The following is a 23,261-nucleotide window of genomic DNA, read 5'->3' on the forward strand; positions in this document are numbered from 1 at the left end:
GCCGAGGATTGAGAGGTGTCAAATGAGTGGGGGCAAAAGCTTCGTTCTGGATCCTGGTGTGCAGGCGTTCCTCGCACGAGACCATGGCGCGTTCGTGGAGGGGAAAACCGCGTCGCAGGGCGGAGCGGGCATCGCAGTCCACGATCCTTCGACCGGCGGCGCCATCTCCCGGGTCGCAGCGGCGACCGCCCAAGACGTCGACCAAGCTGTGACCTCTGCACGGCGTGCATTCGAGGACGCTCGATGGCGTGGGCTGACACCGGCCGCCCGCGAGCACATTCTGCTGCGTTTTGCTGATCTCATCGACAGCCACGCCGACGCGCTCGCCCAGCTCGAGACGCTGGAGCAGGGAAAGTCGATCATCATCGCACGGCATCTTGAAGTTGCCGGAGCGGTCCAGTGGACGCGGTACGCGGCGGGATTGGCGACCAAGATCACCGGGATGACGCTCGACGTCTCGGGTGCACCGCCGGGATCGCGGGCCTTCGCCTATACCCAGCGTGCGCCTGTCGGTGTTGTCGCAGGGATCGTTCCCTGGAATTTTCCGCTCGCGATCGCAATCTGGAAGATCGCGCCCGCGCTCGCGGCGGGCTGCAGCATCGTCCTCAAACCGTCCGAATTCACACCTCTTACGGCATTGCGCCTGGCCGAGCTGGCGATCGAGGCCGGCGTGCCGCCAGGGGTCTTCAACGTGATTACGGGGGATGGGGCCACGGCGGGCAACGCGTTGGTCGGATCGCCATCGATCGCCAAGATCAGCTTCACCGGCTCGACCGCCGTCGGAAAGACCATCGGCCGCCGAGCGGCCGACACCATGACGCACGTCACGCTTGAGCTCGGGGGCAAGAACCCGGCCATCGTTCTGGCCGACGCGGACGTCGACACCACGGTGGCAGGATTGTCGACTGGCGCATTCGCCAATCAGGGGCAGGTCTGCGCGGCCGCGTCCCGCATCTATATCGAAGCTTCCATTTTCGATCAGATTGCCGCCGGGCTCGAGCAGACGGTGCGCGGCATGGTCGTGGGGCCGGGTCTGGACCCTGCGGCACAGATCAATCCACTCGTTTCAGCCGTGCACCGCGATAAGGTGATGCGTTTCCTGAGCGAGGCGCGAGACGATCGCCTGGAGTTGATCCAGGGGCAAGGCGGTCCCAACCCCTCCGGCTTCTACGTACCGCCGACGCTCGTCATTAGCCCCTCTCCAGACAGTCGGCTGGCGCGCGAGGAGGTTTTCGGCCCCGTGCTTGCGCTGACGCCGGTCGCTGATGTGAAGGAAGCGCTGCGGCTCGCAAATGGCAGCGAGCTCGGTTTGGCCGCGAGCCTCTGGACACGGGATTTGAATGCGGCCTTCGCACTCATACCGCGGATCGAGGCGGGCACCGTCTGGGTCAACAGTCACCTGCCGATCGACCCGAACGTGCCCTTCGGCGGCTTCAAGCAATCGGGCATCGGTCAGGATTTCGGGCCGCGCTGGCTCGATGGCTATACGCACGAAAAATCGGTCTGGATCGTCCATGGCGCATGACATCGAGCAGGATGGGAAAAGGATGGCGAAGAAAGAGGGGCCGGCGGCCGAGACCATGACCGGTGGAGACGCGTTGGTACGCGGACTAAAGACCCATGGTGTCGATACGGTGTTCGCCTTGCCCGGCGCGCAGATCTACGGCTTGAGCGATGCGCTCGCTCGCGAAGCTGCAGCGATCCGGACGATCGGCGCGCGCCACGAGCAGACGACGGCCTACATGGCCTATGGATACGCGCGAGCGAGCGCGCGGCCGGGCGTCTTCGCCGTGGTGCCTGGGCCGGGTATCCTGAACGCGTCGGCCGCCTTGCTCACGGCCCATAGCTGCAATGCACCGATCCTGGCGCTGACCGGCGACGTGCCCTCGGCTTTTAAGGATCGAGGACGCGGTGCACTGCACGAACTGCCGGATCAGCTCCAAATTCTGCGCAGCATGACCAAATACGCAGCGCATGTCGCGTTGCCCGAGGCGGCGCCTGGCGCGGTGGCTGACGCTTTCCAAGCGATGCAGTCAGGGCGGCGCGGGGCGGCCGCGATCCAGGCGCCGTGGGATTTTTTCGACAGGCAGGCGGAGATCGCGCCTCAGGCACCACTTCCGCTGTTGCAGGCGCCTGAAATAGACCACGACGCAGTCGTTCGTGCTGCGCGTTTGATCAATGCGGCCAACGCACCGATGATCTTCGTGGGATCCGGAGCGCTCGATGCAAACGCCGAGGTTACGGCGCTCGCCGAACGTTTGAACGCGCCCGTCGTCAGTTTCCGGGGCGGACGCGGTGTCGTCTCGGACGATCATCCGCTCGGGTTCACCGTTGCCGCGGGTCAAAGGCTCTGGCCGGAAACCGACCTTGCCATCGTCATCGGATCACGCTTCGAACTGTTGGACATTCGTTGGCGCTGGCGTCCGAAGGATCTCAAGATCATCCGTGTCGATATAGATCCGGCCGAATTCGATCGGATCGAGACCGATGTCGATCTGCATGCGGATGCTGCGGGCGGGGCTCGCGCCCTGCTGTGCGCGCTGGAGATGGGCGGGGTCGCACCACGGCGGCAGGCGCTGATCGCCGCCGCCAAGTCGGCCGCAGCGTTGAGTATTCAGGGCGTCCAGCCGCAGGTGGATTATCTACGCGCTATCCGCGACGTGCTTCCGCACGACGGCATCTTCGTCGACGAGCTCAGTCAGGTCGGGTTTGCCTCGATCTTCGGCTTTCCCGTCTATCAGCCGCGCACGCTCATATCGGCAGGCTATCAGGGCACGCTTGGCTTCGGATTTCCGACTGCGCTCGGGGCCAAGGTCGCGTGCCCGGATCGCGCGGTCGTGTCGGTCACCGGGGACGGCGGCTTTCTCTTTGCCGCCCAGGAGCTGGTGACCGCCGTCCAATACGGGATCAATCTCGTCACGATCGTCTTCAACAACGGATCCTATGGAAATGTCCTGCGCGACCAGGCGACGCTCTACGAGGGGCGTCTGCTGGGTTCCGAGCTCGTCAATCCCGATTTCCTGAGGTTCGCGCGCGCTTGTGGTGTCGAGGCGCATCGCGTGCACAAACCGGTCGCGCTCAGACCCGTTCTCGAGCGCGCTCTCGCCGCCAATCAACCGATCCTGATCGAGGTCGCCGTCCCGCGCGGATCGGACGGCAATCCGTGGCCGTTGCTGCATCCAAGTTTTGAATAGCGCCCGAGGCGCGCCCGACCGCGCTTCGGGATCTTGGCGGCCTGGCTAGGCGCCGGTCCTCGAGGGCAGCCGCCAATTCGGGAGACCCATCTCGATGCGATGCACCGGATTGCTCAGCGTGCCGAGCCCCGTGATGCTGACCTCCACCGGACCGTCGACGACCTGCAGGTTGGCGCTGTGCAGCGATCTCTTTTCACCGGGCTGTTGTCGGAAGGCGGTCCCCATCGACACCACGTCGCCCGGCTCCAGCGTCTGGAAATGCGAGAGATAGGAGAGGATCTCCGCGACGCTGTAGGTCAGATAGCGGGTCGAATCGCGCGCGATGACGTGACCGCCTACCGTGCAGACGACATCGAGCACGTCGGGATCGGGAACTGCGTCGGCCGTGACCAGCCAAGGGCCGATCGGGCCAAATCCGTCCGTGCCCTTGTAGCGCGCCGCGTAGGACAAATGTTGCTCGCGCTTCTCGAGCACGGTCGGATCGGACGGCGATGCGTAGAGCGCATAATAATGCACCATGTCCTCGCCGCGCATGTCGTTGCCCGTCAGGTCATTGAAGATCGTATAGCCAAAGATGTGGTCGAGCGCCTGGCTCGGCGCGAGGTCACGACCTGTCTTGCCGATCACGACCGCGAGTTCAGGCTCAGGGTGGACACCGCGATAATAGCTGCGCACTTCGATCGGTTGCCGGTGTCCCACCAGGCAAGTCCGCGGCTTGGTGAAGAAGAGCGGATGCTGGGGCGCCGCGATCTTGCGGGCGTCCGAGGCGGAATTGTTCATCGCGACGCCGATAATCTTGCCGGGGCGTCGAATGGGGGGATGCCAGCGGACAGCCGCGGCCGCGATACGCGGCGCCGATCCATCACCCTGGCGTGTTGCGAGCCGATCGAGAAGCGAGGGGCCGCCCGCGATCACCGCATCCATCTGGGTCGTGGGGTCGATGGGATGAGGAAGCAGGTCGGTGACGATGACGAGTTGCTCGTCGTCGAGGCGAACGCCAATATGATCCTGCCCGTCATGGGCGAAGCTCGCCAGATGCATCGATCGATCCCCCCTGAGCCGTTCTCGGCTCAGGAGTAAAGCGGCTGCTCCTGCCCGCGCGATGTGATAGACTTGCGCATTCCATCCTGCGGAACAGAGGCTTGCGACGCGCAGCTCGAACAGCAACCCTGCCGGTCGAGCAAGGTCCCGATCTCCGTCGCTGCCTCGAGCAGCAGCTGCGCCATCCGGCGAACCGCGGCAGGCCCGAGCACACGTGCGAAGAAGGTAATTCCGAGCGTCGCGACGACGTGCCCCTGTTCGAAGATCGGCACCGCTATGCTGTTGGTGGTCGGATCGCGTCCGAGCGTGCGGATCGCATAGCCGCCTTCGATGGCATGGCGCAGATCGGTGAGCAGCATCTCCGCGCTCTCGCCGGTCGCGGGTTCGTGAGCGGGGGGGGCCGGCCGTTCGGACAATGGGAGGTGCGCAAGCCACGCCTTGCCATGCGCGCTCGTCCAGAGCGGAAGCCGCTTGCCGATCGTCGAACGGGCATGGGCGTAGGGACTGGCGGGAATTGTGCTGTATCGTACGATCGTGGCATCGCCCGCCGGCTGGGCGATCGAGATCGGCCAGAGCAGTTCGGCGGTCAGCCGATCGGCGACCTGGACTGCAGCTTCCATCACTGCCGGCAATCCTGAGAACCCAGCGCCCAAGCGCCGCAGCTTGGACGTGACGCAATAATCGCTGCGCGGGCTCGCCTGATGGACATAGCCGCCCTGGACCAAGGTGCGGATCATCCGGACGACAGTCGGCTTGGGAAAGCAGAGGCGACGACTGAGCTCGCCGATCGAGGCGGATTCGAGGCCGCTCAGCAATTCGAGGAGCTTGAAGGTTCGGGCGACGGAGCGAATAGTCTCGTCGCCCAGATCGTTAGACGGCTCCGACATCGATGCGCTCCCCCCGTAAGACGATGTGCTGGCCTGGCACGCTCTGCGTGAGCGGGCGTTGAAGCGCCCGCGCGATCGTGGCGACCCGGATGACCTGTTCGGCATTGTCGCAGAGTGCGACCCCATCGGCCCGAACCACATTATTCTCGAAGCCGACCCGGGCATGACCACCCAATGCCAGTGCGGTCGCTGCGACCGCGATCTCGCCAGCGCCAAAGGCGCAGACCGACCAATGACCGTCGGCGCGCCACTGCGCCGTAAAATCGAGTATGCGCGAGGGGCCGGTGGGCGTGCCGTCGTCATAGCGGCCGATCACGAACAGGACCGGTGGGTTTTCAAAGGGAACGATGCCGCTTTCGATCAGCAGGCGGAGCCGCTCGGCTTCCTGCGGCGTGTAGAGGATGAATTGTGGCAGGACACCGCGTTCGGCGATGTCATGCAAGAAGGCAGTGACCTCGATCATGGAGGTTCCTTCGGGCAGGAATTCGCGCAGGGCGAGGGATGCGGCACGCGGCTTTACGGTGCGCACGATCTCCATCTGCATGGCCGCGTCATAGATGCCGACCGCCTCGGTCGTGATCTGGAGGATCATGCGGTCGCCAACCGCATCTTCGATGGCTTCGATCGAGGCCCGGTAGCGATTTGGATCGAGGCTGTGGTGACCCTGTTCGTCGCGAACGTGCAAGTGATAGAGGCCTGCACCGGCATTCGCGCAGGCCAGCGCATCTAGGGCGAGTTCCGCAGGAGTGAGCGGAATGGCCGGATGATCCGTCTTGAGCCGCTTGGCGCCATTCGGCGCCACCGATATGAGGGCCGGGCGGGGGGTCATCCCCGTTCCGCCAATGCCTCGGAGCGCAAACGCCGGCGAAGCATCACACCCGCTTTGTCGCTCGTGATCGATCGCTCGACGAAAGGCGCTTCATCCTCCCGTCGGTTGCGCGCGATATTTTCGAGCGCGAAGCAATCCTCGACAAACGCGGCCTTGATGCCGGCATGGATCGTTTCGCTCGTTTGAGCATCGTCTTTGACGAAGTCCCGAGCGATCACGAAATGATACAGGACATGGTCGCGGTCGATTGGGGTGAGCAGCTGGGCCGTCCGAATATGATGGTCGGTACGCTCGCCTTCCGGAAGCTCGAGATTCTGGAGCACGACGGCTGAAACCGAGAGACCGGGTGAATGATAGGTCGAAGTCACGATCCGGGCTGCGTCGCCGTGAATGTCGAGCGGATCGGCATAAAGTGGCGGCAGGCGCGTCGGCGCGACCGTTCGCCGTACGACGATCCGATCCTCGCCGATGTCGGTCGAGAAGGGCGCTGCCGCATAATCGGGCGTGCCGAACGTTTTCTTGTGCAGAAAACTCAAGTGACTGAGGTCGAGCAGATTTTCGTGCAGGAAAACATAGTTGGAGTGCAGCGTCATGGATCCGGCCGACAAGGCCCAGCCATGCGCCCGGGTTGCCCATTCGCACGGCGGCAGCGCCGTGGTCGCAGCCCTGCCGGGATCGCCGAGCCAGATCCAGACCATCGGCGCCGTCTCGCGCACCGCATAGGTCTGCACGCGCATGACTTTTGGCGCGTGCTTCTGGGTCGGGACCGCCTTGCATGCGCCGTCCGGTCCATACCGGATCCCGTGATATCCACAGACGATGTCGTCGCCCTCGATGGCGCTGGCCGAGAGCGGAAAGGAGCGGTGCGGGCAGCGGTCTCGCATCGCCACCACCGCGCCGGACGCGGTGCGGTAGAGCACGACGTTGATGCCGAGCAGGCGACGCGCAACGGGCTTGCCGGCTTCGATTTCGTCGCTGAGGCAGACAACGTACCAGGCATCAAAGATGAAGGGTGTATCCTCGTCGGCGAGGCCGTCCTCGTGGTGCGGCGTCTCGGGCGGTGTCGCCAGCAGGGTGGCCATGATGCGATCCTTCTCGTCAGCGTCCACCGACTGCGATGGCGTCGGTTACGACTGGGGGTTCCTCGAAGACGATCACCCCGCAGCCGGTGATCTTGGGGAATGTGTGGAAGCGGTGCACCTCGCGGACGGTGCTCGACAATGCAGCACGCATCGCAAACCAGATCGAAAGCTCGGCAGCTTCTGTGCCTCCAAGTCGCATCAATTCCCGCTGCGGAATGGCCAGCAACCGCGCGGCATCGTCCTGGAGATGGGCGAGGAAGAAGCGATCGAGCCCTTCGTTTGCCATGCCGAAGCGACCGCCGCTGATCTGGTGCGACATGCCGCCCGTTGCGATGACGACGATGCGCTGATCCGGTTCGTAGGCGCGCACCGCCTCGCCAAGCGCGTTGCCGAGCTGCCAGAGCCGCTGCGAGGTGGGCAGCGGGTGTCGGACCATGTTGACCGCGATCGGAAGGATCGGCGCTGGCCATGGCGTGTCGGCAAGATAAGGCAGCCAGGAGTAGATGCCGTGATCGACCGCCAGGTCCTGACAGACGGTCATGTCAAAACCGCCATGGACCAGCCGTTCGGTGACGAACCAGCCGAAGTCGCTGTCGCCCGGCAGGTCCGGAAAGGCTCGCGGTCCCCAACCTTCGTCGGCCTGACGGAAGCTGTTCGAAACGCCGATCGCCAGCGTCGGATAAGCATCGAACTCGAAATGGTTCAGATGATCGTTGTAGATGACGACAATCTGATCGGGACGGGCATCGGCGAGCCAGCCCTTCACCGCGCGCGTACCCTCATACCAGGGCTGCCACTCGGGTGCGAAGCCATCGCGCATGCCGGCATCGAAGGCCATGCCCATTGAGGGCGTGTGCGAGATGCCGATGCCGCCGATGATCTCAGCCATGGGGCATGTCCGAGACGACGCGGCGCGGACAGGCATGCATCATCTGGTGGGCGTCGACGCCGCAATTGTGCGCGCCGATATGATAGAGGTTGAGCCCCAGCGTCGCGGCGAGCTTGAGGATCGCCTGGAGATGCCCCCCCGCTGCCAGCAGACCCGTCCAGTCGCGGGCTTCGACGAGGGATCGTTCGCGTTCGGTCAGGTCCCAGCGGTTCATGAACGCGTCCGGATCGGCGAGAAAGGTGGCGCGGTTCGACGGTTGCTTGAGGCTGAGCGCAAACCGGTTCAGCCTCATCCCGGCGGTCGAGCGGGGACCATCGAAGATGAATGTTCCGGGCTCTTCCATATCGAAGCTCGGATCGCGCACTGTGATCCCCTAAATTCAACATTGTTGAATGATAATCAATATAGTTGTACGTGGCGGTCACGTCAAGGTGAGATGGTGGATGGCCGATCAGGTGAAAGGCATTCAGTCGGTGGAGATTGCCGGCGGAATCTTGGACGCGATCGTCGATGCGTCGCAGCCGCTGCGGTTAAAGGAGGTCGCCCAGCTCACCGGGCTTTCGGCCAGCAAGGTCCGGATGTATCTGGTGTCGCTCTGCAGGGTCGGACTGATCGCTCAGGATCCCGCGGATGGCCGCTATCGGCCCGGCCGCAAGGCGCTCCGGCTCGGCATGCTGGCGCTCGGCCAGGACCAACTGATCAGCGCCGCGCGTCGCGCGATGACTGATATTGGCGAGCGCACCGGGGATCCGGTTCTGCTGTCGATCTGGGATCGCGACCGGTCGATGATTATCGCCTCGTACGAGACGTCGGGCCCCTTGCCGATGACCTTCCGGGTGGGAACCATGACGCCCCTCGATACCGCGACTGGTCGGGTGTTTTTGGCCTATCTGCCGCCCGCCGTGGCAGATCAGGCGATGCACGTTCACATTGGTTCAGACCGTCGCGCCGCTGTCGAGAGCGTCCTGCCCCAGGTCAGGCGCAAGGGCTTCGCGGTTGCCTCGACCGTCCGGCTGAATGCCGATGCGGCGATCAGCGGCTATGGTGCGATCGCGGTTCCGGTTTTCGGGCGCGAGGGCCGTCTGGAGCTTGTCTTGACCGCGCTCCACCCGAGCACGCTCGACGTGGTCGGCAGGAAGGCTGAAACCGCCTTGCTCGTCGAAGCGGCACGGGATCTCAGCCGGCAAGCCGGCTTCTGATCCGCCTCAGTCTTTGCGGACGCTGGCGTCGAATGCCAGCAGCGTAGCGTTGAAGCGCTCAGGACATTCCAGATTGAGCAGGTGCCCCGCATCCTCGAAGCGATCCAGCGCGGCGGCGGGCAGGTCACGGACCAAGCGGTCGGCGATCGCGCGATAGTCGGCAGCATCGGTTCCGCCGGACAGGACCAAGGTCGGTGTCCTCATGCCCGAGAGCAAGGCCGATATGCCCGGCAGCGTCTCACGCGGGTCCGGATTGCACCAATGCCAGGCGTCATAGCGGTCGACCATATCGCGCAGCAGGCCGTCCGCACCTGCCCGTCGCAGCGAGGCGTAGATGGGATGACCCATCCAATAGGTTTTTGCGGCCTCGAGGCCCCGCTCGCGCGCAATCCTCGCCGCCACCTCGACCGGGCGCTCCCCAGACCATATATGATCGGCAAGTCCGGGCGACGCCAAGACCAGCCCGCGCGCGACACCGGGGTGACGGACCGCGAATTCCAGCGCGATGTTCGCCCCCAGTGAAAGCCCGACCAGCAGCGGCGCGGATAGGTCCAGCGCGGCGATCAGCACCGCGAGGTCATCGGCATGGGCATATGGTGCTCGCGGACGCGTCGATTGACCGAAACCACGAAGGTCGTAGCGCACGACACGGTGGCCCGCCACCAGCGCCTCGATCTGGGGCGCCCACATAGCCCGACTGAAGCTGAAGCCATGGAGCAATATGATGGGCGGACCTTCGCCCGCCTCGTCCAAGGCGAGCGCGCCGTTTGAGATCGGCAAAATGATGTCAGCCATGCGACGTGGACGCCCGGAACAGCGGAATGACGGTGCGCTCGGCAATGCGCCAATGCCCGTCGAGCCGCTGGTAGCGATCCACGAAATCAGCGACGATCGCGGGTATCGTGCAGGGAATTTCGGCGGTCCCGGCCGCCGAAAATGTCGCGCAGATGCTCAGACCCCGCGCATCCGCATCCCCGACGAAGTCGATTCTGAGGCCGGTGACCATATGACGCGACGTGCGTGGACCCGCAGCGGCGCGCGCGAGGAAAAAATCGCGCAGAGCCGCATGGCCGACAAGGACGCGCGTGCCGTTGGTGTAGACGGCGTCGGGTATGAAGACGTTGACGAACGCCTCGACGTTGCCGCGATCGAGCGCATGGCCGAAGTCGCTCGTCAGTCGCTCGATCGCCAGCCTGTCGTCGATCCGGTCAATCCTATGGCTCATGTCATCTGCCCTCTATCATGCGCCAGTTCGGCGGCGCGAACGGTGTTGGCAAGCAGGCAGGCGATCGTCATCGGACCAACGCCGCCCGGAACCGGCGTGTAAGCCCGTGCGTGACCGATCTCGTCGGCGGCGACGTCGCCGACCAGCCGGGTGACGCCGTCGGCCTCCGTCATGCGCGTGATCCCGACGTCGATCACAACTGCGCCATCCCGCACCCAATCGCCGCGCACCAGACGGGGGCTGCCGGCGGCTGCGACGATGATGTCGGCGCTCCGTACAATGGCAGGCAGGTCGCGCGTGAGGATGTGCGTGACAGTTACCGTGCATTCGCGCTCCAGAAGCAACATGGCGACGGGCTTGCCGACAATGTTGGATTTGCCGATCACGACCGCCTTCAACCCGCGGAAATCATCGACGACACTTTCGAGCAGCATCATGCAGCCCAGCGGAGTACACGGAACGAGCCCACCCGTGCCCGTCGACAGGCGTCCGACATTCACCGGATGGAAGCCATCGACATCCTTCGTGGGCGCGATTGCGTCGAGCACGCGTCCGGCATCGATCTGTGGTGGCAATGGGAGCTGCACGAGGATGCCATGGACGTCGTCATCCCGGTTCAGCGTGTCGATCAACGCGAATAGGGTCTCCTCGCTCGTGTCTGCGGGCAGCCGATGCTCCATGGAGCGCATGCCGGCCTTGCGCGTCTCGGCGACCTTGCGCCGCACATAGATCTCACTCGCCGGATCATTGCCTACCAACACAACCGCAAGGCCGGGTGTCGTGCCGCTGTGCGCGCGCAGGCGGGCGACATCGGTCGCCACCTGATCGGTGACCATCGCCGCCATGCGCCGACCGTCGATGATTGCGGCCATCGCCTCAGGACCGGAAGACGACCGTGCTGTGGCCGTTCAGCAGGATGCGATCCTCCAGATGATCGCGGACCGCGCGCGCCAAGACGCGGCGCTCAATGTCGCGTCCCTTCGCGACCAGATCTTCCGGCGTGTCGGCATGGCTGACCTGCTCTACGTCCTGCGCGATGATCGGGCCTTCGTCGAGGTCGGCGGTGACGTAGTGGGCGGTCGCACCGATCATCTTCACGCCACGAGCGTGCGCCTGGTGGTAAGGTTTTGCGCCCTTGAAACCGGGCAGGAAACTATGGTGGATGTTGATGCAACGGCCGTTCAGGAAGGCCGCCAGATCATCCGACAATATCTGCATGTAGCGCGCTAGCACGATGAGTTCGGCAGCACTTTGCTCGACCAGTGCCTTGATGCTCTTCTCCTGCGCAAACTTGGTATCGGGCGTGACCGGCAGATGATGAAAGGGGATATCGCCGACATGCGTTGCATGGAGCGCAGAACGTGGGTGATTGGACGCGATGCCGACCACGTTCATGGGGATTTCGCCGATCCGTTGCCGGTAGAGCAGGTCGCTTAGGCAATGATCGAATTTGGAGACCAGGATCAAAACCCGTTTGGGTTCTGCCTCGGCCGTTACCCTCCACACCATGCCGATCCCGGCCGCCAAATGCGCGAGGCGCTCGCGCAAGGGGGCAGGCGAAGTGCCCGCCCTAACGCTTGCAAACCGGACGCGCATGAAGAAGCGTGCGGACGCCGCATCGTCGAACTGCTGCGCTTCGAGAATATTGAAACCGCACTCGAACAACAGGCCGGACACACTGGCGACCAGGCCAGGTCGATCAGGGCAGGACAAGGTCAGCACAAAGATTTCGGTCACAGATCGTCTCCAGCACTCCCGCTGCCGGGATGCGCGCGTTGAAGGTAAGCCGGCCGATGGGCAAGGGCGCCCGACGCCGGACAGGCCGTCCCAGCTGGACGGCCAGCGACCGCGCCGGGCGCGGCCGCTTACTTCGGTCCGCCGATAGCATAGGTCAGATCTATGCCGATCGTACGCGGTTGATTGGTCGTCGCGCGATTGAACGACGGCACGAAGGTAAAGATCTCCTCCGGATCACCGATATACGCGCGCTTGTCGGTAACGTTATTGGCGAAGATGAACGCCGTGAAACGATTGCGGCTGGTGACGCCGAGCCGCAGGTTGATCAGGTTGCGCGACGGAATATGGTTCACCGGCGCAAAGTTTGGATCGATGGTACCGCCGGTATATTCGTCGGTCGCGCGGAATACGGCCGTGTAGGTATCGTCGATCGGCAGCGAATAGACGAGCGTCGCCGTGTTCGTCCATTTCGGCACATTCTGGATGCGCTCGCCCTTGTAGAAACCGGTGCCCGGCAGGACCGAGCTTAGTTTCGCATCGGTATAGCTGAACCCAGTGGTGAGCGTCAGCTGGTTGGTCAGGTGCAAGGTCGCCTCGAGCTCGCCACCGGTGATATGGGCGGTGCCGGCATTAGCCGTGTAGGTGTCGCCGCAGGCCAAGGTCAGCTGCTGCTGGATGCCCGACCAGACCTCGTGATAAACTGCCGAATTCACCGTCAGACGGTTGTCGAACAACCGTGCTTTCTCACCCAGCTCGTAGCTCCAGAGCGAGTCCGGCGCGAACGATGTCGGAAAGTTCGGGCAGGTCACCGGCGGCGGCGCATTACCCCCGCCCGGCCGGAAGCCCTTGGATGCCTGCGCATAGATCGTCAGATTATGGCTGGGCTGGTAGGAGAGGTTCACCTTGGGGTTGGCGCCCGAATGGGACGAGGGCAGGGATTCGACGATCGGCGCGCCTGGACCGACAACGAGACCACCGCCTTCGGTCAGGTCCTCTCCCGTCTTATAGTGGTAATAGCGCACTCCTGCGGTGAGCTTGAAGTCACCAAGCTTGTAGGATGCCTCGCCAAAGGCTGCATATTGCTTGATCGTGTTGGTGAAGTTCAGGAAGAAATAGGATGGCACCCCGAAAGTCTCGGCGACGATCGGACCCGGCGTTGTCGTGTTGATCTCGGTCTTCGCCTTGAAATCCTGGTAGAAGCCTCCGATCACCCACTGGAAGGGGCTTGATCCTGCCGAGGACAGTCTGAGTTCCTGCGTGATCTGGCGGCTGCGGTCATGCTCATAGGCGGTGAGCGCGCCGGCATCGTCATAGGAGACGTCTGGAATGCCGATCAGCGCCTCCATGAAATCCTGCGCGACTTCGGAGGAGTCCTGGTTGAGGATGCTGCGGCGTTTATAGTAACCGGTGACCGAAGTCAGGTTGACGTCACCCAGCTTGTAGACGATCGGCAACGTCATCAGCGTGAAGCGGTCCGAATAGGGCTCGCTCACGTCGAACGGCTGATAGTGGGCCTCGTACGCAATGCCGGGCGGTTGGTCGGCATAATTGGGGCCGCCCTGGCGGATCTTCTGATAGAAGATGGTCGGCGTCACCGTGAGGTTTTCGGTCGGGGTCCAAAGCAGGGATCCGCGAACGCCGGAGAGCTTTTCCCAGTTCACGTTCTTGTAGCGCTTGACCTCGGGCGCGGAGAGGACATCGCCGCGGGCGAAGCCACCATCGGTTTCCTGCGGGAAGGGACTGACCACGACGCGATCGATCCAGCCGCTGGTGTAGCTGTTGCTCCCGGTGACGCGCAGCGCCAACGTGTCGGATATGAGCGGAATGTTGACCATCGCGTTGACCGCGTAGCCGGCCTTGCCGCTCTTGGTGGTCGATCCGACTACTTCCCCGCTCGCCGCGAAATCCTTGGTGTCGGGCTGGTTGGTCAGCAACCGGATGGTGCCGCCCATCGAGCTTGCCCCGTAGAGCGTGCCCTGCGGACCGCGCAGCACTTCGACACGGTTGAGGTCATAGACATTGGGATCGATGACCACCTTGCCTTCCAGACCTTGAACCGGCGCGGTAAGCGGCACGTCGTCTAGATAGAAACCGACTGTCGGCGAACTTCCGCCGGCTGACGAGATGCCGCGTATCTCGAATTCGGTCTGGCCAGGGCCGGCGTTGCGCTGCGAGATGCCGGGGACTTCCGCGGCCAGCTGGCTGACGTTGGTGATGCCCTGCGCTTGCAATTGCGCGCCGGACACCGCGGTGATGCTGAGCGGGGTCGACTGGACCGTGCCTGCGCGCCGTTCGGCGGTCACGACGATCTCACCCGGGATCGGGGCAGTGGCTGCGGGCGCAGGGGCGGGTGTGGCCGTCTGTGCGAGGACCGGCGATGCGGAGCTCAATAACCCCGCAAGAAGCGCAAGATGCTTACGATCAATCCTGGTCATGTCTTTCCCCTTCTTATCAGATCGCAGCCCCTTCCCCGGCTGCAAGCCAACTCAGTCGAATTCTGCGAAAGGATGTTCTGGTTTTACGCAGGCATGGTCTCGGGACAGGGATCGTCCGCGCATTCGCCGCGATGCGGTGTGCAGGGCCGATCTCATGGCGCCACCGTTGCGGCGGGTGCGCTGGTTGTGGGCTCAGGAATGTCCGACCTCGTCAGCATCCGGCCGAGCGCGGGCAAGAAGAGCGGGGCAACGACCGCGCAGGCGACCGCTGCACCAACACCTACCCAGAGGGGTGACCCAAGATCGACGAGCACGCCACCCAGAGGCGCGCTGATCGCGAACGCCATTCGTTCGCAGCCCGTGCCAAGCGTACCGAGCCGCCCGCTAGGGTCGAGCTCTGCCGCCGTGCCGAGCAGCAGCACATAGACGAACATTGTGAAGACCCAGTAGAGCAGGGCCGCCGCCGCATAGAGGGTAAGATCTGTCGCTGCACTGAAGGTCAGGCAGGTGATGCCGCCTCCGATCAACCCACAGCCGAGCACGAGCGTTCGATTGATCCGGCCTCCGATCACTGCAGCGAGGCCGCTGCCGATCAGTCCGGCAAAGGCGCTGGTGGAGAGGACAAGGCCGATCGTCTCTCCGGGCAGCCCGATTGCCCGACCTGTTCGCTCGGCAAATGCCCACATCGCTCCAGTCCCGAAGGAGAAAAGCGCCCAGACGGCGAACAGCGGCACCCCGCGGACCAGTCCGACGGCGGGACCATCGCTCTGGGTATCGGCGGCGCGGTGCGCACGGAACCCGAGCACGGCCGGCGCGCTGAAAAGGATGAGCAGTGGGATCGCGATGAAAGTGCCGTGCGGGCCGAGCCGCCCCGCCGCCCAAGGCAACAGCGAAAGCATCGCCACGATCAGGAGCAGCGCGCCGGAATTGCCGGCCGCATAGATCTGATCAGGCCGCGGCGAACCGGCCGCTGCCGATACGGCGGCGGTCAGGACGAGCCCATAACCAATACCGCTCGTCGTCGCGAGCGCGCAGAGCAGGGGCACCATCGGCGGCACCGACGATAAGAGCAGATTGGCGATCGCAGCGATGGCCATGCCCCCCAGACACACCAATGTCGGTCGGAAGCGATGCGCGGCAGGCGCGAACAGCATCATGCTGACCGCGAGGGCGCCGACCTGAAAGAACCCGACGAGCCCCGCCTCGGTGGCGCTGAGGCGATAGCCGTCGATCAACGCGCCGATCTGAAACGGCAATGCGCTGGTGCACAAATGAGCGACCGCATTTCCGAACGAGACCGCGACGATCAGGCTGAGTTGCGATGTGAGCGGGAAGGCTCGCTGGTTCATCCGCCATACTCCCCGACGGCGCGGAATTCGGTGACGGCATCATCAAGCCAGTCCCAAAAGCTGCGTGCCAGACTGCTGTCGACAAAGACCGCAAGTTCGTCCTCTTTGCCGTCGATCAGGATGGTGAACCCTGCGCACCAGGTCCGCGTGCAATGCCCGGCTTTGAATGAGCCGGCACGCAGATCAAGCGGTGTTCCCTTGGCCAGCACCGCGCGGGCCGCTGGCCCCGAGAGGCTGATCCCGGACCATGCGTGGCGCACATCGGTCAGCGACATCCGTTTTGCCTCGAGCGCCGCGGCGAAGGGCGATCGCGACGGCATATTTCCGGCAAGCAGCCAGCCGCCGGGACGCATCCACCATGCCCGCCAACCGTCATGATCGAGGACCCGGTTAGGTTCTACGGGCAGCCATCGTGACAGGTCCGGCTCGAGCGGTCCCGTTCCGCTGCGCAATTCCGCCAGTGGCTCAGGCGGCAACGGGGTGATGGCGACGCCGTTCGCGACGATGGAGGCGCGGTCATCGAGAGGGTGGGTGGCGGCCAGCTTATCCATTGAGCCGCTCCCCTGCGGGATCGTAGCGTTGGGGTTCGATTACCTCGACGGGGCGAGCGGCGCCTGCCGACCAGGCGAAGAGTCGCGCGCCGGTACGCTCGCGCCCGCGGGCAAGAAGGCCAAGCGCGATCGGCACGCTGAGTGTCGGGCTCGATGCACTCGAGGTAACGTAACCAAGTCCGCTCGAGAGCCTGCCGGTGTCCGACAGTGTCAGCTGAGCGCCTGATGCCAGCGGCTGAGGACCATCGAGCGGTCGCAGGCCGACAAGCTGAAGGCGATCACCGCGGATCATTTCAGGCAGTGCAAGACTGCGCCGGCCGATGAAATCGGTCTTCTTGTTGCGGACCATGCCGCCATAGCCGACGTCGTCAGGAATGGTGCTTCCGTCGGTATCGCCACCAACATGGATGAAGCCCTTCTCGAGACGCAGGATGTCGAGGCTTTCGATCCCGATCGGGGTCAGGCCGAGGTCAGCGCCGAGCTCCGAGAAGGCGCGCCAGAGGGCGGGTGCATAGCCAGCCGGTACGGACACTTCATAGGAGACTTCGCCGGTGAAGCTGACCCGGTTCACCCGCACGGGAGCGCCACCGATCGTTCCTTCACGCAGCGTCATATGCGGGAAGGCGTCCGCCGACAGGTCGATGTCGATATCGGTCCGGGAGAGCAAAGTCCGGGCTTGTGGCCCGCTCAGCATCAGTACAGCCCATTGGCTCGTGACATTGGTGATCCAGACGTCGAGTGTGGGACATTCGCGCTGGTGCCATTCATTGAGCGCAAAGAAGCTCCGCTCAGCCGCACCGCTTGTCGTGCCCATCACGAAACAGTCGTCGGCGAGACGAGAAATCACGCCATCGTCGGCGACGATACCGCTTTCGGTCAGGGTCAGACTGTAGCGGCAGCGTCCGGTTTTCAGTGTGGCGAGATTGGTCGCGACGACGCGGTTGAGGAAATCGAGCGCGTCACGCCCAGACACCTCGATTTTGCCGAGCGGCGAATAGTCGAGGATGCCGACGCCGGTTCGGACCGCGCGGACCTCGCGCGCCATCGCCGACGCCATGTCCTCGCCGGCTTTCGGATAGTAAGCCGGACGCCTCCAGGCGCCATAATCTTCCCAGTGCGCGCCAGCCGCCTGCTGGAGGTCGTGCGTGGGCAGGTGCCGCGGTTGGCGGAACAATGCGCCACGGTCGCGTCCGGCGACGGCACCGAAAGCGATGGGCACGAAGGGCGGGCGGAAGGTCGTGGTGCCGACGGCGTCCGGCATGCGCCCAGTTAATTCACCGAGAATGGCGAGACCGTTGACGTTGGATGTCTTGCCCTGATCAGGCGCCATGCCGAGCGTCGTGTAGCGCTTGAGATGCTCAACCGATTGAAGATTTTCAGACGCCGCGAGGCGAATGTCCGCCTCGGTCACGTCATTGTGGAAGTCGACCCATTGCCGTCCCGGCTCGGCGATATCTTGCGGGATGCGCCACATCGGCTCGATGATGTGCTCAGATGCCTCGTCGGCCTGCCAGGATGGCGAGGCGGGTAGCGGCAAGCCAAGCGCCTCGATTGCCGCACTGGCGACCTCGACGCCCGAGCGCAGACACGCACCTAGCGACGCTGCACCCGCGAGCGCGCCCGTGACATGCGTGGGCTGGACGGCTTTGTCCGGCAGGAAGGCGACCTTTTGGCCGTCGTAGCGCAGCGTCCCGCCCGACTGGCTGAACAGCTGGACCGCGGGCGACCAGCCGCCGGCCATGGCCACCGCGTCGCAGGTGATGCGACTGCGCCTCGCTCCGTCGCGCGAACGGACCGCCACCGATCGGACGCCGTGACGTCCCTGTGTGCCGGCGATTACGGAGTTGCGATGGACTGGAACGCCGCCCGCAGACCGTCCAACGGCATCGCGACTGTCGACGATTGCGGCAACCGTGATGCCGGCCTCGACCAGCATCGCCGCGGTTCGGTAACCGTCGTCATTGTTGGTCGCGATCACGACGCGGCGACCCGGCGCGACCCGGTGGCGGCCAACATAATGGCGCATGGCGGACGCCAGCATAATCCCTGGCCGATCGTTGTTGGGAAACACGAGCGGCCGCTCGAACGCGCCCGTGGCAAGCACGACCCGAGTGGCCCGAATATGCCAGAGTTTCTGGCGGACCGGTCCCCCGATCGGCTCTTCGAGTGCAAGCGCGAAATTATGGCGATGATAGGCAATGACCGAAGTGCGCGGCATGAGCGAGACATTGGGCAGCGATTTGAGCTCGCCCAGCACCTGCTCAGCCCACGCCGTGGCCGGCGCGTCGTCGATCTCCTCCTGCTCCCAAAGGAGACTGCCGCCCATCCGGCTATCCTGCTCAGCGAGGATGACATCGGCGCCAGAGCGCGCGGCTGTTAGCGCAGCAGCGAGGCCGGCAGGACCGCTGCCGACCACCAGCAGATCGGTGTGGCGATGCGGCCGCTCGTAGCGATCGGGGTCCACGGCGGTGGGTGCGGTGCCAAGGCCCGCGGCGCGGCGGATGGGGCCTTCGAAAAGGTGCCAATTCGGCCAGAAGAAGGTCTTGTAGTAAAAGCCCGACGGCAGGAAGCGTCCGAGCCGGTCGAAGAGCGCTCCCATATCCCAGCGTAACGAAGGCCATGCATTGACGCTGCGCGCATCGAGGCCTTCGACGAGCTCGACGAGCGTCGCGAGGCTGTTGGTGTCGGTGCGACCGCCCGTGCCGATGGCGACGATCGCGCTCGCCTCTTCCGTGCCGGCTGCCACGATCCCACGCGGGCGATGATATTTGAAGCTGCGGGCGACGAGGCGGATGCCATTGGCGAGGAGTGCTGCGGCCAGCGTATCGCCCGACCGCCCGGTCAGTTCTCGACCGTCGAACGTGAAGCGCAGGGCCCTGCCGCTATGGCCGTCGAGGCGAAATGGCTCGCTCATGCGCCGGGCGCCATTTCGTCGGCCGGACCTATCTCATCGGTCACGGAATGACGCCGGATGACGAAAAGCTGACCGCAGCCGTGGACGTGCAGCCACCACTCGCGTAGCCAGCCGCGTTGATTGTCGGCCCGATAGAGAAAGGCGGTCCATGCCGCATCGTCGGCGCCGTCGGGATCAGGCCGGGCGACCACGGGGCCGCGCGCGAGGAACTCGATCTCGTTTCGCGGTCCACACCAGGGGCAGGGAATTTGAAGCATCGCCCGGCCCCTCAGTGCGCCACGCCAGACGCCGCGCCCTCGTCGAGGAGAGCGCCGCGGCGGAAGCGATCGAAGGTAAAGGCCGAACTATATTCGTCCGCGGCGTCATGCGCGATGAAGTGAGCGAGTGCTGCGCCGCCCGCTGGGATGGCCTTGAAACCGCCCGTACCCCAACCAGTGCTGATATAGAGGCCATCGAGGCTTGTCCGGTCGATGATGGGGCTGCGGTCGGGTGTCAGGTCGACCGTGCCCCCCCATTGCCGCATCAGGCGGACGCGCGAGAAGGCGGGGAAGAGTTCGAGCAGGCCGGTGGTTGTGCGTTCGATGGTCGCGAAACTGCCGCGCTGCGCGTAGGAAGTCATGGTATCGCTGTCGCCGCCGATGACGAGCTCGCCTTTGTCGGACTGGCTGACATAGGTATGGTGCAAGCCCGACATCACAACGATGTCGAGGACTGGTTTCAGCGGTTCCGATACGAAGGCCTGCAGCGTCTGGCTACGCACGGGAAGGTCGATCCCCGCAAGGCCTGCGACGACCGTGCTGTTTCCCGCCACCGCGATCGCAACCTTCTCGGCCCCAATCCGGCCGGCATTCGTCTGGACGGCACACACGCGGCCGCCCATTTGCTCGAAGCCCAGCACCTCGACATTCTGGAGGATGTCGACGCCGAGCGTGTCGGCGGCGCGCGCATAACCCCAGGCGACGGCGTCATGCCGCGCGGTGCCGCCGCTTGCGTGCAGGAAGCCGCCCACGCATGGGAAGCGCGCGGTTGCCGACAGGTCGCAATGTGGCAGCAAGCGGGCAATGTCGTCCCGCGTCAGTATCTCGGCAGCGATGCCGTTCAGCTGCATCGCATTGACCTGCCGCGCCATCAGATTGAGCTCGTGCGGCGAGAAGGCCAGCGTGACGATGCCGCGCTGACTGAACATGATGTTGAAGTTCAGCGCGTCGGAGAGGCCTTGGTACATCTCGACCGACCGCTGGTAGAAGCGGGCGCTTGCCGGGTAATAATAATTGGAGCGCACCACGGTTGTGTTGCGACCGGTATTGCCGCCGCCGATCCAGCCTTTTTCGATGACCGCAACGTCGCGAATGCCCCAGTCGCGGGCGAGATGATAGGCGGTTGCGAGGCCATGGCCACCGCCGCCAATGATGAGGACCTGGTAGGTCTTGCGCGGTTCGGGCGAACGCCAGAGCGCTGGCCAGTTGCGCTGTCCGCGCAGGCCCGCGCCGAACAGCGCTGCTGCTGAAAAACGTTTCTTGAACGGGACGCTCTCGCCCATCTATCCCCCGATCTAAGCTGCGATCCTGAACAGACCTTGCCCAGCTCGCCGATCGAAACCTTTTAATCGACCGCGTCGAGCGCGCGTCGCCATCTGGTGTCGATCCTGAAATGCAGCATGACGCTATTTGGCTCACGACAAACGAGTCAGCCTCACGCATTTCGCATCACGGAACGACCAGGATTGCAGGCTCGGTGGCCGCCACTCTCTGATAGACCGATCGCCATGACCGACACACGCTCGCCCGCCCCGCAGCTCAAACCCTGGATCTCCGCAATTTCGCCCTATGTGCCGGGCCGGGCGACGACTGACGATGGCGCGGTCGCTTGCAAGCTCTCATCCAACGAAAACCCGCTCGGCACGAGCATCGCCGCCCGTGACGCGTTCCGCGCGGCGGCTACCCTGCTTGAGCGTTATCCTGAAGGCAGCTCGCAATCCTTGCGCGACGCCATCGGAACCAAGTTCGATCTTGATCCCGCGAGGATCATTTGCGGCGTCGGATCGGACGAATTGCTGAACCTTGCGGCCGCCTCTTTTGCAGGACCCGGAGACGAGATACTGATACCCCGTCATGGTTTCTCGGCGTACTGGATCATGGCACGTCGGGTTGGCGCGACGCCGGTCGAAGCGGCGGACAATGATTACGGAGCGGACGTCGATGCCCTGCTTGCCAATGTGACCGGCCGCACCCGGATCCTGTATCTCGCCAATCCGAACAATCCGACCGGCACGTTTCTTCCGCGATCCGAAGTCGAGCGCCTGCATGCCGGGCTTCCCTCGGACTGCCTGCTGGTCATCGATCAGGCCTACGCCGAATATCTCTCGCCCGAGGAGGACGATGGCGGATTGGCCTTGGCGCATGCCGCTGCGAACGTGCTCGTCACGCGAACATTCTCAAAAATTCACGGACTGGCCGCAGAGCGGATCGGCTGGGCCTATGGTGCCGCGCCCTTGGTGCAGGGAATGCATCGGATCAGAGCCCCGTTCAACGTCACGACCGCGGGGCAGGGAGCGGCGGTTGCTGCTCTCTCGGACGAGACGTTCATCGCCGCAAGTGCGGCGCACAATCGCGAATGCCGCGACTGGTTCGAACAGGAGATCGCAAAGCTTGCGGTCGCCGGCCTGCGCGCGCTTCCGAGCAAGGGTAATTTCGTTCTTGTGCTGTTCGAGGGACGCCTCACGGCCGAAACGGCGTTCCATGGCCTCATGCGAGCCGGCTTCATCGTGCGTTGGTTTCCGGGGCAGGCGTTGGGCCATTGTCTGCGCATCACGATCGGAACCCGGCAGGAAATGGAGGGTGTCGTGGAGGCGCTGAACGCGCTCTCGATCGCCGGCTGATCGAGGATCGTCCAAAAGATCTATCGGGTCCTGGTCGGCTCAGTCTTGGCCGGCCGGCAGCCCCTGTAGCACTGCCAGGAATGCGAATGCTCCCGCGGATGTCACGCGTCCCGATCGTTGCCCCGAGCCGGGGTCTCGCCCTTTTCCTCGGCGAACGTCGCACCACGACCCGCCGCGCGTGAACCGACGCGCCGTCATTGACCAACAGCACTGGGTTCATGTCATCGAGGGTGCGATGCCCCATCATCGCTTGGATACCCTCGACCATCGGCCGATCCTCATTGTCGAAAGCGTCTGAATAGGCGCGCGTGAAGACCTCGCTCATCGCACCATCGCCGATCGCGAAGTTGCGGTGAGCTGCCCCCTTTCAAGTCGGCCTGCAGGGGCTATTTCTGGATTCAAACCAGCTTCTCACCCGCTCTCGAAATATTTTAGGGTAGTTCGACTATCTGGAATAGAAAAATTGAGTAAAAACAAGTCGTTGATTTCTAGTTTCTGCCGGACCCCCGAGAAATTCCCCTCAATTCTTCCGTATGACATGATGAAACCATTAGCAGAGAAGGATTTAGCGGACGATGATCTCCCATATCTTCCATTAGGTCTCAGGCATTCATGCCGACTCCGGGGCTTTTTGGAATATGGCGCGTTCAGCTGGGGCCAAAAATGAAACTCACGAATCAGGGGGTCAAAAACGCTCCCATTTTGGAACATTCATATAAATTTCAGGCGATAATAGCCTGTATTTTCTGGGTTATCCGACCAACAACAAGATTTGGCGATGTAAATAACGGATAGGCAAGCGTAGCATGCCTAAGGGCTCGGCAAATATTCCGAAGTGGGTCTATCTGCAGCCGTCTCGCACGCACCCAGGCCAAGGCGGCGCTGCGGGACGGCGAGGATCCCGCGCTCGGGAAGAGGCGGGAGAGGCACGGCAAACGCCCCGGCCAGGGGCGCCTGAAACATCGGCACCGCTGGCATGTTACAGCCGCATGAAGAAGCACGAATACGAAAAGCAGCTGCGGGATCTCCAACTCGCGCTGCTCAGGATGCA

At 63.9% G+C, this 23,261-nt stretch carries 20 protein-coding genes and 1 pseudogene; 4 read left to right on the forward strand and 17 right to left on the reverse strand.

Translation table 11 applies throughout. The features are described from left to right. Nucleotides 1-22: 22 nt before the first annotated feature. Nucleotides 23-1,525: an aldehyde dehydrogenase family protein gene (locus HZF05_RS07615; RefSeq protein WP_160365574.1), complete on the forward strand. Its 1,503-nt coding sequence runs from the start codon at nt 23-25 to the stop codon at nt 1,523-1,525. Beyond that, nucleotides 1,515-3,194, forward strand: a complete 1,680-nt coding sequence (locus HZF05_RS07620) for a thiamine pyrophosphate-dependent enzyme (protein WP_220129761.1) — start codon at nt 1,515-1,517, stop codon at nt 3,192-3,194. The genes HZF05_RS07615 and HZF05_RS07620 overlap by 11 nt, the downstream gene beginning before the upstream one ends. Before the next feature lie 45 nt (nt 3,195-3,239). On the opposite strand, the gene HZF05_RS07625 is transcribed toward HZF05_RS07620, so the two are convergent. Genes HZF05_RS07625 through HZF05_RS07650 form a run of 6 tightly spaced genes read right to left on the reverse strand, consistent with a single transcriptional unit; the run spans nt 3,240 to nt 8,286 of the window. After that, on the reverse strand, nt 3,240-4,235 hold the full coding sequence (locus tag HZF05_RS07625) for a fumarylacetoacetate hydrolase family protein (RefSeq protein WP_160365575.1): 996 nt from the start codon (nt 4,233-4,235) through the stop codon (nt 3,240-3,242). A gap of 29 nt (nt 4,236-4,264) precedes the next feature. Then, entirely contained in the window at nt 4,265-5,122 is an 858-nt protein-coding gene (locus HZF05_RS07630) for an IclR family transcriptional regulator domain-containing protein (RefSeq protein WP_160365576.1), read from the reverse strand. Continuing rightward, nucleotides 5,106-5,951 (reverse strand): beta-keto acid cleavage family enzyme, encoded by an 846-nt coding sequence (locus tag HZF05_RS07635; RefSeq protein ID WP_160365577.1) that lies wholly within the window; start codon nt 5,949-5,951, stop codon nt 5,106-5,108. Before HZF05_RS07635 ends, HZF05_RS07630 begins: the two co-directional genes overlap by 17 nt. Then, a complete protein-coding gene (locus HZF05_RS07640; protein ID WP_160365578.1) occupies nt 5,948-7,033 on the reverse strand; it encodes an aromatic ring-hydroxylating oxygenase subunit alpha in 1,086 nt (361 codons plus the stop codon). Before HZF05_RS07640 ends, HZF05_RS07635 begins: the two co-directional genes overlap by 4 nt. 16 nt (nt 7,034-7,049) lie before the next feature. Further along, the gene (locus tag HZF05_RS07645) at nt 7,050-7,922 is read right to left on the reverse strand and encodes a class III extradiol dioxygenase family protein (protein ID WP_160365579.1); all 873 of its coding nucleotides are present in this window, start codon (nt 7,920-7,922) and stop codon (nt 7,050-7,052) included. After that, entirely contained in the window at nt 7,915-8,286 is a 372-nt protein-coding gene (locus HZF05_RS07650; protein WP_160365580.1) for a protocatechuate 3,4-dioxygenase, read from the reverse strand. The genes HZF05_RS07645 and HZF05_RS07650 overlap by 8 nt, the downstream gene beginning before the upstream one ends. A gap of 79 nt (nt 8,287-8,365) precedes the next feature. Here HZF05_RS07650 and HZF05_RS07655 point away from each other — a divergent pair, with 79 nt between their 5' ends. Then, entirely contained in the window at nt 8,366-9,121 is a 756-nt protein-coding gene (locus HZF05_RS07655) for an IclR family transcriptional regulator (protein ID WP_160365581.1), read from the forward strand. 6 nt (nt 9,122-9,127) lie between these two features. Here HZF05_RS07655 and HZF05_RS07660 read toward each other — a convergent pair whose 3' ends face one another. The 10 genes from HZF05_RS07660 to HZF05_RS07705 all read right to left on the reverse strand — a co-directional run bounded on the left by HZF05_RS07660 (nt 9,128) and on the right by HZF05_RS07705 (nt 20,872). Further along, nucleotides 9,128-9,916 (reverse strand): alpha/beta fold hydrolase, encoded by a 789-nt coding sequence (locus HZF05_RS07660; protein ID WP_160365582.1) that lies wholly within the window; start codon nt 9,914-9,916, stop codon nt 9,128-9,130. After that, entirely contained in the window at nt 9,909-10,346 is a 438-nt protein-coding gene (locus tag HZF05_RS07665; protein WP_160365583.1) for a nuclear transport factor 2 family protein, read from the reverse strand. The genes HZF05_RS07660 and HZF05_RS07665 overlap by 8 nt, the downstream gene beginning before the upstream one ends. Next, nucleotides 10,343-11,218 carry a bifunctional 5,10-methylenetetrahydrofolate dehydrogenase/5,10-methenyltetrahydrofolate cyclohydrolase gene (locus tag HZF05_RS07670; RefSeq protein ID WP_160365584.1) on the reverse strand — a complete coding sequence of 292 codons (876 nt, stop codon included), beginning with the start codon at nt 11,216-11,218 and terminating at the stop codon, nt 10,343-10,345. Before HZF05_RS07670 ends, HZF05_RS07665 begins: the two co-directional genes overlap by 4 nt. Before the next feature lie 4 nt (nt 11,219-11,222). Then, nucleotides 11,223-12,083: a formyltetrahydrofolate deformylase gene (gene purU / locus HZF05_RS07675; RefSeq protein WP_160365585.1), complete on the reverse strand. Its 861-nt coding sequence runs from the start codon at nt 12,081-12,083 to the stop codon at nt 11,223-11,225. 128 nt (nt 12,084-12,211) lie between these two features. Next, nucleotides 12,212-14,386, reverse strand: coding sequence for a TonB-dependent receptor domain-containing protein (locus HZF05_RS07680; RefSeq protein ID WP_160365586.1), 2,175 nt, complete (start codon nt 14,384-14,386; stop codon nt 12,212-12,214). 284 nt (nt 14,387-14,670) lie between these two features. Continuing rightward, on the reverse strand, nt 14,671-15,867 hold the full coding sequence (locus HZF05_RS07685; protein WP_160365587.1) for an MFS transporter: 1,197 nt from the start codon (nt 15,865-15,867) through the stop codon (nt 14,671-14,673). Beyond that, nucleotides 15,864-16,418, reverse strand: a complete 555-nt coding sequence (locus HZF05_RS07690; RefSeq protein ID WP_160365588.1) for a sarcosine oxidase subunit gamma — start codon at nt 16,416-16,418, stop codon at nt 15,864-15,866. The genes HZF05_RS07685 and HZF05_RS07690 overlap by 4 nt, the downstream gene beginning before the upstream one ends. Then, the gene (locus HZF05_RS07695) at nt 16,411-19,332 is read right to left on the reverse strand and encodes a sarcosine oxidase subunit alpha family protein (protein ID WP_160365589.1); all 2,922 of its coding nucleotides are present in this window, start codon (nt 19,330-19,332) and stop codon (nt 16,411-16,413) included. The genes HZF05_RS07690 and HZF05_RS07695 overlap by 8 nt, the downstream gene beginning before the upstream one ends. Further along, on the reverse strand, nt 19,329-19,589 hold the full coding sequence (locus HZF05_RS07700) for a sarcosine oxidase subunit delta (protein ID WP_160365590.1): 261 nt from the start codon (nt 19,587-19,589) through the stop codon (nt 19,329-19,331). The genes HZF05_RS07695 and HZF05_RS07700 overlap by 4 nt, the downstream gene beginning before the upstream one ends. A gap of 11 nt (nt 19,590-19,600) precedes the next feature. Further along, nucleotides 19,601-20,872, reverse strand: coding sequence for a sarcosine oxidase subunit beta family protein (locus HZF05_RS07705; RefSeq protein WP_160365591.1), 1,272 nt, complete (start codon nt 20,870-20,872; stop codon nt 19,601-19,603). Between the two features lie 225 nt (nt 20,873-21,097). Here HZF05_RS07705 and hisC point away from each other — a divergent pair, with 225 nt between their 5' ends. Beyond that, entirely contained in the window at nt 21,098-22,210 is a 1,113-nt protein-coding gene (gene hisC / locus HZF05_RS07710) for a histidinol-phosphate transaminase (protein WP_160365600.1), read from the forward strand. Here hisC and HZF05_RS22400 read toward each other — a convergent pair. Then, nucleotides 22,140-22,556 (reverse strand): annotated as a pseudogene (locus tag HZF05_RS22400) (hypothetical protein); the annotation flags it as partial. The gene hisC and the pseudogene HZF05_RS22400 overlap by 71 nt on opposite strands. Nucleotides 22,557-23,261: the final 705 nt, after the last annotated feature.

This window comes from Sphingomonas chungangi (assembly GCF_013778325.1).
Lineage (GTDB): Bacteria > Pseudomonadota > Alphaproteobacteria > Sphingomonadales > Sphingomonadaceae > Solisphingomonas > Solisphingomonas chungangi.

Coding starts and splice junctions, on each gene's coding strand:
- HZF05_RS07615 (WP_160365574.1), top strand. CDS start 23: ATGAGTGGGGGCAAAAGCTTCGTTCTGGATCCTGGTGTGCAGGCGTTC.
- HZF05_RS07620 (WP_220129761.1), top strand. CDS start 1,515: ATGGCGCATGACATCGAGCAGGATGGGAAAAGGATGGCGAAGAAAGAG.
- HZF05_RS07625 (WP_160365575.1), bottom strand. CDS start 4,235: ATGCATCTGGCGAGCTTCGCCCATGACGGGCAGGATCATATTGGCGTT.
- HZF05_RS07630 (WP_160365576.1), bottom strand. CDS start 5,122: ATGTCGGAGCCGTCTAACGATCTGGGCGACGAGACTATTCGCTCCGTC.
- HZF05_RS07635 (WP_160365577.1), bottom strand. CDS start 5,951: ATGACCCCCCGCCCGGCCCTCATATCGGTGGCGCCGAATGGCGCCAAG.
- HZF05_RS07640 (WP_160365578.1), bottom strand. CDS start 7,033: ATGGCCACCCTGCTGGCGACACCGCCCGAGACGCCGCACCACGAGGAC.
- HZF05_RS07645 (WP_160365579.1), bottom strand. CDS start 7,922: ATGGCTGAGATCATCGGCGGCATCGGCATCTCGCACACGCCCTCAATG.
- HZF05_RS07655 (WP_160365581.1), top strand. CDS start 8,366: ATGGCCGATCAGGTGAAAGGCATTCAGTCGGTGGAGATTGCCGGCGGA.
- HZF05_RS07660 (WP_160365582.1), bottom strand. CDS start 9,916: ATGGCTGACATCATTTTGCCGATCTCAAACGGCGCGCTCGCCTTGGAC.
- HZF05_RS07665 (WP_160365583.1), bottom strand. CDS start 10,346: ATGAGCCATAGGATTGACCGGATCGACGACAGGCTGGCGATCGAGCGA.
- HZF05_RS07670 (WP_160365584.1), bottom strand. CDS start 11,218: ATGGCCGCAATCATCGACGGTCGGCGCATGGCGGCGATGGTCACCGAT.
- HZF05_RS07685 (WP_160365587.1), bottom strand. CDS start 15,867: ATGAACCAGCGAGCCTTCCCGCTCACATCGCAACTCAGCCTGATCGTC.
- HZF05_RS07690 (WP_160365588.1), bottom strand. CDS start 16,418: ATGGATAAGCTGGCCGCCACCCACCCTCTCGATGACCGCGCCTCCATC.
- HZF05_RS07695 (WP_160365589.1), bottom strand. CDS start 19,332: ATGAGCGAGCCATTTCGCCTCGACGGCCATAGCGGCAGGGCCCTGCGC.
- HZF05_RS07700 (WP_160365590.1), bottom strand. CDS start 19,589: ATGCTTCAAATTCCCTGCCCCTGGTGTGGACCGCGAAACGAGATCGAG.
- HZF05_RS07705 (WP_160365591.1), bottom strand. CDS start 20,872: ATGGGCGAGAGCGTCCCGTTCAAGAAACGTTTTTCAGCAGCAGCGCTG.
- hisC (WP_160365600.1), top strand. CDS start 21,098: ATGACCGACACACGCTCGCCCGCCCCGCAGCTCAAACCCTGGATCTCC.